Consider the following 15,457-nt stretch of genomic DNA (forward strand, 5'->3'; position numbering starts at 1 on the left):
CCCTTTTTTGAATTATGATATAATTGGTTAAAATACAAGAACATGGGTTGTGAAGTTTTATGGAATTTATTTATGATTCATTCACATTATCCAATCTACTAACTTGTGCAATAGAGTCAACAGCGCTCCAACCATTTTCAGTTGTGCAGTTGCATTACAAGGTAGGCTCCCGAAATGACCCTCGACATAGAAAAGGGATCGCTCATATCAATGAACATATGATGTATCAACATAAATTATTTCCTGATAAGTCATTCCGGCAAGTTATAAACGATTGTGGTGGTATATCAAGTGGAGCGACCTGGCTTGATTTCACCACTTATACTACAATTATTGATAATGCCTATCTTCAAGATCTATTAGCCTTTGAGGCAAATAGAATGAAAGAGTTAATCATATCTGAGGAAGACCTTACAATTGAAAAAAGAATAATTCATCAAGAATATCAACAAATGCTCATCAATCATCCATTTATGAAAGTGGAGAGTCAACTTATCAACATGATATTCAGTTCCAATCATCCTTACCGAAATTCACCTTATGGTTCAAAGTCATCTGTTAACTTATGTACTTCTTCGGATACAAAAAGTTTTCATGAATTGTATTATGGACCGAATAATGCAATCTTATCTGTGTCGACTCCACTCGCTAAAGATAAAGTGATAAACATGATATATGATTGTTTTAACGACATTCAGCCACGCTTATTTGAGCCATTAAATGGCCTATTCTCGTTTGGGAAAAGTGGTACAAAAAAAATCATTTATAAAGAAAGACCTTCTCGAATCTATATAGCTTATAAGATTCCTAATATACATACACTAGGACGTTATTGTGCAAATCTATTCGTAAAAATTTTAAGTGATGGGATGAATTGTAGATTCAATGCAGTGCAGTTTCTTGATTATGGTTGTGAGCTTTATCCTTTGGAACATGATTCTGTTTTTGTATCGTGGTGTTCAGTGGGTCAACGAGAAGATATTGAAACAGCTAAATCCCGCTTGATTTATATAATTGAAGAATGTGAACTGAGCTCGCAAGAGATAGATCGGGCTTTATTAAGACATTATAGGGAGAAAAAAATTCTCTTAGATAATTCATTGTGTCGAATTGATATCATGACAGCTGAAGTCAGATACGACTCAAGCTTAAAATTTATATCTGTATCTACAGATTTGATTACAAAAATAATAAAGAAAATATTTAGAAAAGATAATCGATATATATTAATCTGTGAAGGTGAGGAAAATGATTAAAAAACATTCTTCAACAAAAAACACACAATCTTGGCTTTATTCTCGACCAAGTTATTCAGGGTATAGCGAAGTGAAAATCGGTATTCCTCATTCAATGATATCTCAAAATACTTCTCCCGTTACAATATCAATGGATCCATATATTAAGGAGATATTAAGAGAATTGGATACCTTAGGTATAGATATTGAGTTTACATATTCATATGGATATCTCTTAATGAGCTTAACCACTAAATCCTGCAAAAAAATATCTGAATTGTTGTCCTTACTTATCTCCCATATCATATCTTTAAATCCTGGATCTATAGATGTTGTGAAATATGAATTATCACCCTACCAATCTGGCATGACTGTTTTAGCCCTAATGCTAAACAACAAATTACTTCTAAATGAAGTGAACAGTATTAATTATGCACCTGACAATAACATCAATAAAATCCAAATTATATTTATAGGAAATCCTATAATCGATCTAAATATCCCCCCATCTCCCCTTGATATGAAGCTCAGCATATCAGAATTCGAGCTTATTTCAGATACGCATATAGCATTAGACTATAATATAGGAGGAATGATAAATATTTATGGAGGTATCTCATTTCCGTCACCTAAAAGTGCAAATAGTTTGTTAGTACTTTCTGAAATATTAGAAATGATGGTAATGGATCGATTACGTATACAGTGTGGAATGATATATGGAGTAAATGTTTACTCCAGAGGTAATCATTTATTATTTTCAACCACTATAAACGAAACAGATTATTTTAAGAGTTGCCGACTTCTTGATGAATTAATGCGAGACTTTCACAACAGGAATTTTATGCCATATATTCTTCAAGGATATAATAAAGCAAAACAATATTTTGAAATCATTTCAGAAGCGCCTGCTACTCAAGCGAATTGGTACTGGGATTTTTTATTTTATCGTAACTTCAAATGCGGTCCGATCCCACTAATCCGTTGGGATCGGAATGAAGTTTTTGAGCATTTAATGGAGGATGTATTCAGTACGAACGTTTCAGCATGGAAATGGGTGTATATTGGAAAAAAATCTTTTTTAAAAGAAAAAACAGTGTTAGACCCTTCGTCATTAATACGATAATACCTTCGGTTCTTCGATTTTCATTTGACAATATGAAAGATGATATCCTAATCCAGCGAACTGCATAATTGTTTCGTAGTAAAATGCACGGTAGGGATCGCATTCAACTTTTCCAAGCCAATTTTCACGCAAGAAACCTCTATTTTTTTCTATTACATCAACGAAACACATGACAGCCTGCTCATACTCACCCATTGCTTGATATGCTAATCCCTTATTAATTTTTGTATGAATTGCTACTGGTTCTAATAAAATTGCCTTATCAAAAGAATGTATCGCTTCCGAAAAGTTCCCGGCTGTTAGCTGCGTTACTCCAATCATGTTCCAGGCAGCAGCATCAGACGGCCGTATTTCCACCGCTTTTCTATAAGATAACTGAGCTTCTTCATTTCGGTTCACTGAACGAAGTACATGGCCTCTAAAGGAGTGTAATGTAGCTGAGTTAGGATTCATAAGTAATGCTTTCTCAGTTCTCTCCAACGCGATATCGAATCGCCCTAATGTACGAGATATAAGCCCAATATACCCTTCTACAATAGCGTCTTTTGGCGTCGCTTTTAGTTGTTCTTCCATAAGATCAATATATCGCAGACTTTTATCATCTCTTTCTTGAACCGATCGACAATGCCCATAATGATTTAATACAATAGGAGCCGATTCTACACGTTTCCCTATATCTTGAATACTCATTTCAACAGATTCATTTACTCTTTTTCTGAATCTCACACTAGGTTCATTTCTAATTAGTTTGACATTACGTCCAGAGTACCACCCGCCTGTTGAGAAGAAATTATACCTGAGTACTTTGTAGGCATATACATCTGGTGGAGCTGTTTTAACTAATTCAACGAGTTTCTGAGCTTCTTGTGGTTCGAATTCTTCATCAGCATCAAGGAACAATATCCAGGGAGTCGTAGCATAATCCATGGTTGCATTACGTATTGAGCTAAAATCATCATTGAATGGAATCTCGTAGATATTATTGGTGTATCGTCTGCAAATCTCCATAGTTGAATCTGTGGAGCCAGTATCCACAACAACAATATGATCAACTATGTTATATACAGATTTAATGCATGATTCTACGTACCTTTCCTCATCTTTTACCATTAAACATAATGTGATCCCCGTAGTCATTGGTTCATAACCTCCTGGAAACTCGATTCAAAAAATTTACTTAATTCAAGTCCTAATTCAAGTCTTGCATTATATTTTTCGAAGAGATGATTCACATCACTAAACTTCCTGCATGAAAAACCAATGTTTCTAAGTTCTGATGACGCTTCTTCAACTTTATGATCTAATTCTCCAAAACATAAATATTTCTGCATGTGTTGATGAATACTTAACTCATAACGTGGAAATATATTTTCTCTTTCCCTCCAAAAGGTTTCAGGAAGAAGAAAATGTCCATTTCGGATTGCGTATTGACCATGAACACCAAAAGTAATGCCTTCGATTATATCACTACTTATTAATGCAAGGGCCTTCGCTTTTACTTGAATAGAAGCTAGTGAGGCTATAACCCCTCCAATACTCATTCCTAATACTCCAATGTTGGATGAATTAAACTTTTCCATACAAAAGTTATTTACTTTATGGAAGTCTTCAAGCATTGACTTAAATGTGGTGTTATAGAAAGTACCACTCGAATCTCCAGAGCCTCTAAAGTCGAAACGAATGACTCTGAAACCATTTCCGGCTAATGACTTGCTTAAAATCGAGAGTAAGTTTTGAGGCCCCGAACGATCACCGGTTAATCCATGACAGACGAGAATACTCCCTTTGGAACCTATTTTCGGTTCATCTATCACCATAGTGATCCAGCCTGGATTTGTATTTAAAATACATTCTGTACGATTCATCATCCTACCCCTATCGAGGAATTATAGATTTTAAATCCGTTTTTATTATATTGTTCAATCACTTCATGACCATGCTGATTCCATTCACATATCTTAAAAAATCGGATGTTTTTTTGATACCCAGTCGAGATGCCGATGCTAATTTCATAATTATAACGTTCAGCTTCCGTTTTTGAATCAAGAATAATTAAATCAACATCCCTATTCCATTGTCTGTACACATAGTCTTGGAGATATAATAAATGGTCTGTGTTGATTGTTGATAAATCAACAATCAACGCATCTCTTAAACTGTTACTTTGGAATCTACTGTATACTTCCATGTAATCGGATTTTTGCTTTGGATCAAAGACGGTTTCAAACAACCTAAATTTTTTTGCATCTTCTGCAGTGTGTTTTCTAAGAAATAAATCCAAGTTATTCTTCCATTGCAAAAATTTATAATTCGTCATTTCCCGGTCATGCCATAAATGATATCCTGTTGCTCTCGATGAAAAAGCCCATCGTACCCCTTTGTGATGAAGCCTATATGCCCATTCAATATCTTCAAGACCCCATCCGTAAAAATCCGCATCAAATAAATTATCAAGAAATAACCTTCTAGGGCCCGAGACGTTACAGGTATAAGCGATACTCCAAGGATGAGCCAGATAGTTTAGATCCATCGAATTCAAGGACAATAAGACTTCCCGACTATCTTTGCGGGAAAGATGAATGTCTACTTCATTTTGATCTTTAGGTAAATGCCTCCTGGCGCCAATCACAATAAGTTTATTATTTAATTCATGAAGCTGAATATGTTGCCTTATAAAATCTTCTTGAACAAGAATGTCCGAATCAAGGAATATAATAAAATCGCCCTTAGCTGCCTGTAAGCCTAAGTTTCTTGCATATGCTGGACCTTTCCCATCAGAAATAATCACTTTGTCCGAATATTTTTCGGCTATTTGGACGGAGTTATCGCTCGAATTATCGTCTACGACAATGATTTCATAAAGAGATTTGTCAATATCCTGTTGGGCTAAATGTTTTAGACAAAAGTACAAATGATTTTCACGATCTTTCACAGGAATAATCACTGATACGGTAAATGGGATATCATTCATATAATGTTTTATGTATCGATTCATTTGATTCACGGTTTCAGCAAAAGTTGAATTACTAGAATCCCATGCAATCATTCCAGTCTTGTAACGTAATGGATCAATATCTCGAGAAAGGTCTAATTGATCCCGCTTTCTTACTTTTAGTAGAAGTTCTTCTGCTTGCTTTGATTTTCCTATACGAAGATATTCAGCATAATTTCTATTGGCCCGTTCCGTAGGTTCTGCCCAAAGCAAGATTTTTATTATCGCATCAGGCATAATTTTATTAGCTATACGCCCCTCGAGAATAGTATGATGTATTTCGCAAAAAGTTCTTATTATCGAATATACTTGAGTTTGTATTATTGGATCCATAGCCAAAAGTGGCACTTCCGACTCTATATTCACGTCTCCAAACAAATGATCCGTTAGATCCTGATGATATAAGAATACTCGAGGCTCCTTCGATTCATTTAGGTTAATCTTAATCATTGATTGAATAGAAGAAAGATCATTATGGGTATAGACTTTAACCCAAGCAACAGCACGAAATATTAATCCAATGCTTAAATAGGTGAAGTTCAGATCATTCGCTAATTGTCGGGAGACAGCTCCCTTACCAACTCCGCTTAATCCGTCAATGGTGATGCAAGTCATACAAGCTCCCCCCATTTTTTTTTAATTTCTGAAAATATTTCTATACACAATAACTGTTGATCGCCTGTAGCATCTATACGATAAAAATTTTCCCGTTCAGCGAATTCATCAAATTTTTGTTTGGCTTTCGTGAGGAATTCCAGATTATCTCCAACACCCTTCTTTGTGCGTCTATTCAAACGATTGATTGCTACTTCAACTGGAACATCAAAATAAAAAGTTAAATCCGGTTTTGGTATCCAGCCCCACATATCAGGATCCTCTTCAATGTCATTTCCAAATACGGATTGATTCACAAAATGTGAATAAACATATCTGTCACAAATGACCGTTTTACCTGCGCTTAAAGCCGGAACTATTGTCGTATGAATTGAATTTAATAATTTAAAACTAAAGTAATCCGCCATAAAGCTTTCTAGTTTCTTTGAGTCTTTCAATCGATGCTTTTTCAAGTCATGAAGCCCCGTGACAAAACGCCTTTCAGGAAGCAAAGGTTTAATCACTATATTCGGAACGTTATATTGGTTTAACATTTCTTGAACGTATCCAGCTGCACTAGATTTCCCTGAGCCATCAGGGCCACACATTGCTATTAACAGCGGCTTCTGTCCCAAAGCATTCAACACCTTTCAAAAAATAATCAATAAGCATATTTCGTTCATTTTCCATACGAAAGAGACTGTCTTCTCCTAATACAGTTAATCGAGTGCTGCTATCATAAATATCGATTTCGGAATTTGTACAAATGTAGTGATAATTTGATCGCAAAGAGTTAACATAATGATCAATGCTTTCAAAGAAATCAAGTGAAATTCGAAGGCCACCAATGCTTTCTGTTTCGACTCCTAGATTGTTCCAAAACTTATAATATTCAACTGCTGATTTGGTATTCGGTTCAATGATCCCATCTATCTCCTTGGATAAAACGTTCTTTTTAGTTTGATTAAAGATTTCAGGCGAGCAAGGATTTAAAGCGAATATTTTTCCGTATTCGCCTTCCGGAATAGCTAGACATCCGGTCCCTCGACAAATGGTCCAGATTTCTTTACATTCATTTCTCAATAATTTATATACTTCTTTATATTGTTCCTTCCAGATGCTTATGGACAGGGGGAGCATACTTTCTCCCAGACCAGCAAGATCGAAACGAATCGTTTTACAGCCTGCATCAGCTAGTTTTCGTGATATCTGCGAGAAGATATAGTTTAATCCGGTACGATTTTCTCCTAATCCATGCAAAAAAATAATACCTAAAGATGAGGTCGTATTATCACAATCTGATATGCAATTTTCAAGCAGACCGAACCATTTAATATTATGATGATGAAATTCTATTATTTCGAACGATTGAGACATAGCCTATACTCTCCTATGATTCAATAGATATTGCTGTTTCCTTAAAACTATCATATCTTTTAACGAAACATGGTTTGGTAATCCGAACATCAGCGTATTCATGCATATCTGTCGTATCTTTTCGAAGTTTTGTTAGTCGGAATGCCGAGAAGTCATGACCATTATTATTAGCACGTACAATATCAACCATTTCACTAGGGTGTGTACCAATCTTTACTTTCATTTTCTTAAGATATTCAATTTGCTTGATAATACAATAGTTGCAATCCAGACAAGTATCGATATTTTCTGACCAAGCAAACCAACTGGAAGTCGCTTCATACTTTACTTCACCCGTCTTAAGCGTTAATAGATTATAGTTGCTAATGATTTTTTGCGAAAATACCTTTGAACGAGTTAACATTCTCAAGAAATTCAAATCACCTGTTGTGGCTTCATCCAAAACAATTCGATCTTCTCCAACCTCAAATTTATAACCAAGTGCAGCCGCAACATCTAAATTTTTAGGTCCATTAAGTTCGTGCATCCAGCAAGACTCACCAAATATATATGCTGCACAGCAACTCGTTTTCTGGAATGTCCTGACGCCAACCTCATCACAAAGTTGAATGAGCATTTCTTCCACACTAAACTCGATATGTTTATTTTTATATTTATCGTGTAAGCCACCTAAGACCAGTAGCCTACTTTTCGTGGTAGATGCAACATTAACTATTCTCTTCAGATTATCTATGTTATCGTTTTTACCTCGTATGATTGGTCTTGTAAGAATAACTACATGATTAAAAACCTCTTCTAACGCATGGATCATCCTTACACGAGTTTCAAAAGAGTAGCCTCCTTCGTCGAGCCCGGTGAGAGAATAATAAACAACAACTTTTGGATGATTAGCAACGGTTTGAAATAGCTTTTCTATCACGGTTTCATTCATAGGGGCCTTTGTAAATATGGCAACTGGAGCTTTATGATTGTAAAGTTTTTGAAGTTTATCTATAGTGTTGTCAACTTGTTCAATAATGAATGGATCTCCATAGGTATCGTTTACAGAAATTGGAATTAGGTCATGCCAAAGTATGCTGCCGCTTTCGGACTTAGAATTGATCATACAATAACCCCTTCCCTATTGGATATATAAGTAAAACAGAAAACGCATATGGGCAAATAATTAAAGATAAAAATGTAAATTCACTCTGTCAACAGTCCAGCCTGAACTATGAAGATTAGCGACTAACTTAGAAGTTTGCAAATTTACGTTACCAAAAAGCGTAGCTTCGGCTCTTTGAATTCCATAATTGCTGGATAGTTGTTCTATATATGTCCACATTCTCGTAGACCAACCAGATTGTCTTTCCTCCGGGACGAAGATATCTACTAACCTGATCTCTTTACAGTTTTGTATTCGGCTATCAACGATGACAAACATCCCATGAACCTTTGGTTCCCCATCCATGTTGAAACCGATAGCAGAAAAACGAACATCCTTGTTTAAAGGGGTGTAATAATCCAGAACATATTCGCGAATGATATTATCATTGACATATGTTCCATAAGTATTTATAAATCCCTTGATCAGACAATCAATGGCGAATTTTTGATGATTATCATCGGTGAATCTAATATTATCTGATTGGGTTTTATCATGATTGTTTGAAATTTCCCTACGAAGAACATAATGGTGTACTGTCATTCCATACTCCATTAATAAACGCCTTAAGCGCATATCTTTTTCATTGTTTAGAGATAATTCAATTACAATTGTTGTTGAATTAGTACGCTTTGCACTTTCAATTACTTGTTGCCATAGTTCTTTCGCAAACCATCTGGTATCATAATCACCAAAAACTTCAACGATATGAATGTCATTTGCTTTTGTAATTTCGTCTATCGAAAAGCCAAAAATCGCCCCCGCTTTTACTTCACTTTTTAAACTACAAGTGAAGAAAACAGCTTCCTCCAAAACAACTTTGGAATATTCCAATTCAATACGATTGCGAATATAGTCCAAACTAATATTTGAATCTATAGGATTTAGGTTTTGTTTGGAACGTTCGAAAATGGAGTTGTGAATATAGTGAATACAATTTGAAGAATCAATGGCATGAAGAATTTGAACTGTCATGATCTAACACCCATTCATCAATGTAAGTTACCGGTCTAATCCTGGTGACAAATGAACCAAGTTTTAAATTTGTTCTCCAGTTCCCCTCCTGTTTGTCCCTAATAAACATTGGAGGTGAACAAAGTAATTGTTCTTTACGCGATTCTGGAAAAAGGTATAGCGGCCATCCAATATTAAAAATAAAATTCAAAGGAACCTTGGAATATATATTCATTGCTTTCTCAGGATACTTATTTTCAAATTGTTCCATACGACTGACTAGAGGTTCAAAGTAGATGCCGACAATTCTATTGAGAAATGGACGATATTTCATGACTTTTTTTATATGTAATGTCTGCTTACCTTTTTTGAGTTTATTGTTTGAAAATACAGATTGATCTTCTAAAGAATCCAAAAAGGAAAGTATATTTGTCGAATTTATTACCTTTGCATATTGCCTAAATTGTCCTATTTGACCAAAAAGTTCAAGTGTTTTCAATTTCTCCTTAACTCTGTCAATATCAATATTCGATTGAATGATTTGTTCCATATCCAATAGATCCCTTATATAGAGAGAGTTTCGTTCATAAGATTCACAAAGCAATACTAAAAAGTTATCTGTATCGGACAATATTGGAACGTTTACATTTCCGGTTTCAATGAACTGAAGACTATTCCAGGATCTCTCGTCTAATGGATAATGGCTTTGATGGCTGATTGAAGGCCCACCTAAAGTGATATCCACCATTATTGGATGATCTAATTTATCCGTTCGTTTATTAAGAGCAACTCCAATCCATACTGAATTTTGGTCAAACTTACTTTTTTGTTTTCTAATCACCATGGGTTTAGCTATGAAGTAATCCAATCCTAAAAACAGATCCATAATATTATTAAAATCTTCAATCGTCTTCACAATGACATCAATGTCATTAAATTGGCGATTATACCCTGGTGGATAATATGATTGAAAACCAAAACCTCTTAATAACGCATAATTAATATTTGTTTTTGCTAAATGGCGAACAAATAAACTCACTTCATCTATAAGGACTTCTTTTTTATTTCTAACTTTCTCAGCTTTTTGCACAGCTTCCACATTGAGATCCCCTAGTTGATCCATGATATACAATACTTGAGGGGTTACTTTTTCTTCATCAGCAGCCTTTAGATCAAATAGAGAGTCATATAGCGAGTCTTGATTTTCAATATTAGGCCAATTTTGAAGCATACTTAGTAATAATGTTGTTGCATTGAGTTTTTTGATATTGTTCAATTTTTCCTCCATATCAAATCAAAAATTAAAATATTTTGATTTTATGCGAGAAGACAATAATCATGTGTTATCTTGTGAACATCGCCTCTATTTGCGAAGACAAGTTGCTAAATTGTTTCTTTATGCAGTCGGAACATGTTAGCGAATTGATCAGTGAAATGTGGATGATTGGATCGGCTTTGCATTGAGGTATATGACGGTGTGTTTAATACCGTCAACATAGTAGGAAAACTCGAAGTTATTATTCTTTGAAGAAATGGGATTAGCAAGCCATCTTAGACAGAGGCTTGCTAACCGCAAAGTGAATTAGGGTGAGATTATTTCTTTTTGATTTCCGGTTGTGGCTTAGCGTCAGGTTTTTTCACGATCGGTTTTGCCCACGGAAGTGGGGCATCATTAAAAACTTTCATCGTAACACCACCTTTCATAATACTTAAAAATTATCATAATTTTGAATTAATTTCTACATTTTTCTTTATTTTTAATTTTTTTTAAGAATGAAAAGTTGGTCATCACCCTATCTAGTTGACATTAAAAACAGATAGTTGGAAATTGGGCTCACTATTTTTGCTGTGATCGCCTTTGGTAATAAAGTACCTTCCGTTTTCAAACTTCTTACTGATAGCCATTAAAAAAGCACTCTTATAAATTCATCACTTAAACCAAGAGGTTCTTCCAGTCTCTATTCCTAGGGATGTATTTCAAGTTCTATATGGTGGTCTTTACTTCTGTTTGTATCTCTCGTTCCTTTTGCCCCTTAAGGTAAACAAAGCCAATCACACATATTATCAAGAGCATCAAACTTCCAACTTCAAATACAACAGATGACCCAAAGTTTTTTGCAATAACTCCCCCCAGAACTGCCCCTAATGGAATGCTTATCCATGACATGGATCGTGTTACACTACTTACTCTGCCAAGATATTCGCTAGGAATTATTTTTTGTCTTAAAGACACTATCTCAACATTCCATACAGCATTTGCAATACCGATGAATATTTCCGCTATAAATATCATCCATAATATATTTATGTTTCCAATAATCAGTAATCCGATAGCTTGAATCACAAATACAAAAATAATGAGCGAATGTATTCTTTTTTTTCCAATAACTTTATCAGCTATAACAGAACCAATAAATACTCCTAGAGATATTCCAACCATAAGTACACCTGTTATTTCTGATGACAGATACAGTTCTTCTTTAAATCTGAAAAGCACAACAGCACTTGAGGCTTGTATAGCAAAGTTTAAGCCTGCTGTCATATATGCCAATATACGTATTAATTTTTGATTATTCAAAAAGGAAATTCCTTCTCTTATATCTCTCCACATTTTTATCTTGGTTTTTCTGAAATTATGATCAGAAAGGCTAGTTTTAATAGTCATCAAACATAGCAATGTTATTATGCAGAATACTATGTCTAAAATTATTGTATTAGTAACACCAATAAATGCAATTAAGAATCCAGCTAAACCAGTCCCTACCATCTTAGTGATTGATGAAACTGAATTAAAAGTGCCATTTGCCTTTCTTAATAATGACTTTTCTACAATACTTGGTAAGGCCGCAGAGCTACAAGTATCAAATATTGCAGAAAGTCCACTCATGAGTATTTGAACAAGATAAATTTGGATTAGCGATACGTTGTCAATTGCATGTGCTATGGGAAAGCTTGCCAAGAGCGCCACTCTTCCAACACTTGAAATAACCATCAGAGTTTTTCTATTCATACGATCTGCCCATACACCTGCAGGAAAGGACATAATAATGTACGGTAAGAATCCTAATGCTAGCATTATGCCTGATTGCAATGGTGACCCAGTGAGTTGTAGGATGTACCAAGATAATGAAAAAGTTGTAATAGCCATTCCAATCTGGGATGTAATGTGTCCTAACAGGAAAATCACAAATTTCCGACTATTAATAATACCGTCTTTACTATTACCGTTATCTTGTTTCAAAATTTCACCTCTTTCGTTGAAAGACAAATGTCTACATTTTAATCGCGAAAACAGTTTTAAATCTTATCTTTTAAATCTTATCCTTATTTCCACACTTTAGGCTAACCCCCTTATATATTTTTCTAGATATTCTCGAAATATAAAAAAGCGGTCTTGACCATGATTATTATTATGTTTACCATGATAATTACAATATCCATAATTATGTAATATTAATAATAAATCCAAAAACATAAAAATAAAAGATTATATCCTAATTTGATTGTTTTTTGGGAGGATAATATGAATAGACAATTGAAAATGTATTGGTTTTTACCCCTTGAACCAGATGTGTCATATATTGGTACTTGGCCTTCTATTGGTCCTGAACCAACTGTCGAGTACCTTTCTAAAATAGTCAAAGCATCTGAAAACGGAGGTTTTGATGGTTTACTGGTACATACAGGCTACTCACTTGCACTGGAGACCTGGGTAGCAGCAGCTTCTGTGTTAGGAAAAACCGAACGCTCACAATTGATTCTGGCTGTACGTCCAAATCAATATCACCCTGCACAATTGGCTAAGATGGCTGCAAGTTTGTGTAAACTATTTCCTGGACGCATTGCCTTAAATGTTGTTACTGGACAAACACAAGAATGCAAATGGATTGGAAATTATGATGATCGAGAGACACGTTATCAGAGAATTAAGGAATGGTTCGAAATCACGAGTGCACTTTGGTATGAAGACGAAATCTTCACCTATAATGGCGTTGTTTATAAGTTAGAAGAAAACTATTTCCACCCCAAATTATCACAACGTATTGAGATATTTTTTTCAGGTGGTTCTAAGGAAGCAACAGAAATTGCGTTAAAGTATGGCGACACCTATTTATTATTTGGAGAACCCGTAGAAAAAATCCGCAATCGAATATCCCTCATAAAGTCAATGAAAAATTCCAGTTCTCTTCGCTTTGGTCTTCGAATGCACATTATTGTCCGTCAAACTGAAGATGAGGCTTGGAATGCAGCCAGTGAACTTATTTCAAGAGTGGATCCAGAAATAAAAGAATTTTTATGTTCCCAAAAGCATAGTGAGTCTATGGATCGGAAGAATCAGCAATTACTGGCAACAAGTAATGACTTGATCATTGGTCCAAATCTTTGGGCGGGCATTGGCACTGCACGACTAGGGAATGCAACTGCCTTAGTCGGTAATCCCCAACAAATTGTTGAAAGATTAATAGAATACTGGAACGTAGGTATCGACACATTTATTCTATCTGGATACCCCAAATTAGATGAAGCAAACAGATTTGGAGAAATGGTAATGCCCCTTTTAAAAACAAAACTCAATATTAATAACTAACTTTTCAACCCAGCAATTATCAATCATTTGATAGGAGATTATTATGATAATAGATGATCCAACTCCGCTTCGCGTGTTCATTCAATACCGAAATCATCAGTTCGAAACTGTTCCAGCTTTTCAAGTTAATAATGTAATATTCCGGGACGAAAATGATCCAAGAAATAACTCTGTAAGACGATACTTTTGGCTATTAGAACATAAAGTTCAGATGGTATTTGATCCTATTAATTGGAAGAATGAATGGCGAATTGATCTAGTCGATATAAAAATTGAATCTAATAACCCCTATATTTATAAAGTGGTTGATATGGCACTTGATATTGTCGTTGAAAATATGGGCCCTACTTACCGGATTCTTGATTTGGATGATCTTGGAGAGAAACTTGAATCTGGTGAATTTACTATTAGTCAAGTTACTGGCATACTTTCAAGAACTCAATTATTTTTGGATTCATTTCTTCATAGAGGTGCTCCATGGCCCCCTCCGGAAATTCGCCCATTTTTCTCAATTGATCATAACTACCCGAATCCGGACAAAATCTAAGAAATTAAAAAAGTAAATGTGATATCCGATTTTAATATTTTCCAAAATTACTTTGTTAAGGTGGTATTAATAATGGAGCAAGGAGATATTCTTCAAGCGTTTACTGATGAAAAACGCTATGCTGCACAAAAAGCAGTATATTCTTCCAGTATTGATGGTTTGGATGCTGAAGAGGAATCATTTAAAGTTATTTTAGAAATCAAACCCAAAAGGATACTTGAAATTGGTTGTGGTATGGGAGAGTTTTCTCACCGATTAATGAATGAACTTAATCCAATTCCTGAAATCACTACAGTAGATATCTCAGAACGTATGGTTGAATTAAGTCGGCAAAAAGGTTTACACTCTCAAGTTGCAGATGTTACCTGTCTTCCTTTTCCTGACCATTCATTTGATTGCGTGATAGCTAATTGGGTTTTACATTATGTAAGCGAACCTAAACACGCACTATCAGAAATTTTCCGAGTTTTACAAGTTGATGGGAAGTTCATAGCAACAACAAATAGCAATTATCATATGAAAGAAATCTGGGAATTAATTTTTGAATCTCCATCGTATGAGTTTTCTTTCAGTAGTGAAAATGGCCATGGCCTGTTAAGTAAATATTTCAAAAATATTAAATGTATCAATACAAAGGGGACCGTTTTATTTGAAAATCGCTCCTCAATTGAAGGATTTATCGAACGGCATATTAGAGGTGAAGAAATCGTATCATTATTACCAAAACTGTCTATCCCCTTTACTGCAACACGTAGATCAACTATTTTCATTTCCATTCGTTAGTATGGTTATAGATCAAAAATTTAACTTATTTTTATTGTGAAAAAATTTAAGTCTTTTGACAGTTCAAATGTGTTAAACAATATCTAATAAATATCAATGTGTTGTTTTTTAATACCTCAT

General features: G+C 34.8%; 14 protein-coding genes. 5 read left to right on the forward strand and 9 right to left on the reverse strand.

Annotated elements, in window-relative coordinates; translation table 11 throughout:
- Positions 1-59: 59 nt before the first annotated feature.
- Both PLA01S_RS07945 and PLA01S_RS07950 read left to right on the forward strand, forming a co-directional pair.
- Complete coding sequence (locus PLA01S_RS07945; RefSeq protein WP_127591425.1) at positions 60-1,256, forward strand: M16 family metallopeptidase; 1,197 nt, start codon at positions 60-62, stop codon at positions 1,254-1,256.
- Positions 1,249-2,358, forward strand: a complete 1,110-nt coding sequence (locus PLA01S_RS07950; RefSeq protein ID WP_127591427.1) for a hypothetical protein — start codon at positions 1,249-1,251, stop codon at positions 2,356-2,358. The genes PLA01S_RS07945 and PLA01S_RS07950 overlap by 8 nt, the downstream gene beginning before the upstream one ends.
- Here the strand turns inward: PLA01S_RS07950 and PLA01S_RS07955 are convergent.
- The 9 genes from PLA01S_RS07955 to PLA01S_RS07995 all read right to left on the reverse strand — a co-directional run bounded on the left by PLA01S_RS07955 (position 2,347) and on the right by PLA01S_RS07995 (position 12,660).
- The gene (locus PLA01S_RS07955; protein WP_127591429.1) at positions 2,347-3,495 is read right to left on the reverse strand and encodes a glycosyltransferase; all 1,149 of its coding nucleotides are present in this window, start codon (positions 3,493-3,495) and stop codon (positions 2,347-2,349) included. The two genes, PLA01S_RS07950 and PLA01S_RS07955, sit on opposite strands and share 12 nt — an antisense overlap.
- Positions 3,492-4,223 carry an alpha/beta hydrolase gene (locus tag PLA01S_RS07960; RefSeq protein ID WP_164817366.1) on the reverse strand — a complete coding sequence of 244 codons (732 nt, stop codon included), beginning with the start codon at positions 4,221-4,223 and terminating at the stop codon, positions 3,492-3,494. Before PLA01S_RS07960 ends, PLA01S_RS07955 begins: the two co-directional genes overlap by 4 nt.
- Positions 4,223-5,965: a (d)CMP kinase gene (locus PLA01S_RS07965; protein WP_164817368.1), complete on the reverse strand. Its 1,743-nt coding sequence runs from the start codon at positions 5,963-5,965 to the stop codon at positions 4,223-4,225. Before PLA01S_RS07965 ends, PLA01S_RS07960 begins: the two co-directional genes overlap by 1 nt.
- Positions 5,962-6,579 carry a dTMP kinase gene (locus PLA01S_RS07970; protein WP_127591435.1) on the reverse strand — a complete coding sequence of 206 codons (618 nt, stop codon included), beginning with the start codon at positions 6,577-6,579 and terminating at the stop codon, positions 5,962-5,964. Before PLA01S_RS07970 ends, PLA01S_RS07965 begins: the two co-directional genes overlap by 4 nt.
- Positions 6,539-7,321 carry a hypothetical protein gene (locus tag PLA01S_RS07975; protein WP_127591437.1) on the reverse strand — a complete coding sequence of 261 codons (783 nt, stop codon included), beginning with the start codon at positions 7,319-7,321 and terminating at the stop codon, positions 6,539-6,541. Before PLA01S_RS07975 ends, PLA01S_RS07970 begins: the two co-directional genes overlap by 41 nt.
- A gap of 13 nt (positions 7,322-7,334) precedes the next feature.
- Positions 7,335-8,426, reverse strand: a complete 1,092-nt coding sequence (locus PLA01S_RS07980; protein ID WP_127591440.1) for a hypothetical protein — start codon at positions 8,424-8,426, stop codon at positions 7,335-7,337.
- A gap of 60 nt (positions 8,427-8,486) precedes the next feature.
- Positions 8,487-9,440 carry a hypothetical protein gene (locus tag PLA01S_RS07985; protein WP_127591442.1) on the reverse strand — a complete coding sequence of 318 codons (954 nt, stop codon included), beginning with the start codon at positions 9,438-9,440 and terminating at the stop codon, positions 8,487-8,489.
- Positions 9,412-10,695 (reverse strand): nucleotidyltransferase family protein, encoded by a 1,284-nt coding sequence (locus PLA01S_RS07990; protein WP_164817370.1) that lies wholly within the window; start codon positions 10,693-10,695, stop codon positions 9,412-9,414. Before PLA01S_RS07990 ends, PLA01S_RS07985 begins: the two co-directional genes overlap by 29 nt.
- A gap of 708 nt (positions 10,696-11,403) precedes the next feature.
- Positions 11,404-12,660, reverse strand: coding sequence for an MFS transporter (locus tag PLA01S_RS07995; RefSeq protein WP_164817373.1), 1,257 nt, complete (start codon positions 12,658-12,660; stop codon positions 11,404-11,406).
- A gap of 282 nt (positions 12,661-12,942) precedes the next feature.
- On the opposite strand from PLA01S_RS07995, the gene PLA01S_RS08000 reads away from it, so the two are divergent.
- The 3 genes from PLA01S_RS08000 to PLA01S_RS08010 all read left to right on the forward strand — a co-directional run bounded on the left by PLA01S_RS08000 (position 12,943) and on the right by PLA01S_RS08010 (position 15,337).
- A complete protein-coding gene (locus PLA01S_RS08000; protein ID WP_127591448.1) occupies positions 12,943-14,007 on the forward strand; it encodes an LLM class flavin-dependent oxidoreductase in 1,065 nt (354 codons plus the stop codon).
- A gap of 43 nt (positions 14,008-14,050) precedes the next feature.
- Positions 14,051-14,554, forward strand: coding sequence for a DUF402 domain-containing protein (locus tag PLA01S_RS08005; RefSeq protein ID WP_127591450.1), 504 nt, complete (start codon positions 14,051-14,053; stop codon positions 14,552-14,554).
- Between the two features lie 72 nt (positions 14,555-14,626).
- A complete protein-coding gene (locus PLA01S_RS08010) occupies positions 14,627-15,337 on the forward strand; it encodes a class I SAM-dependent methyltransferase (RefSeq protein WP_127591452.1) in 711 nt (236 codons plus the stop codon).
- The last annotated feature ends 120 nt before the right edge of the window (positions 15,338-15,457 follow it).

The sequence above is a fragment of the Paenibacillus lautus NBRC 15380 genome (assembly GCF_004000945.1).
In the GTDB taxonomy this organism is placed as follows: Bacteria; Bacillota; Bacilli; order Paenibacillales; family Paenibacillaceae; genus Paenibacillus_AQ; species Paenibacillus_AQ lautus.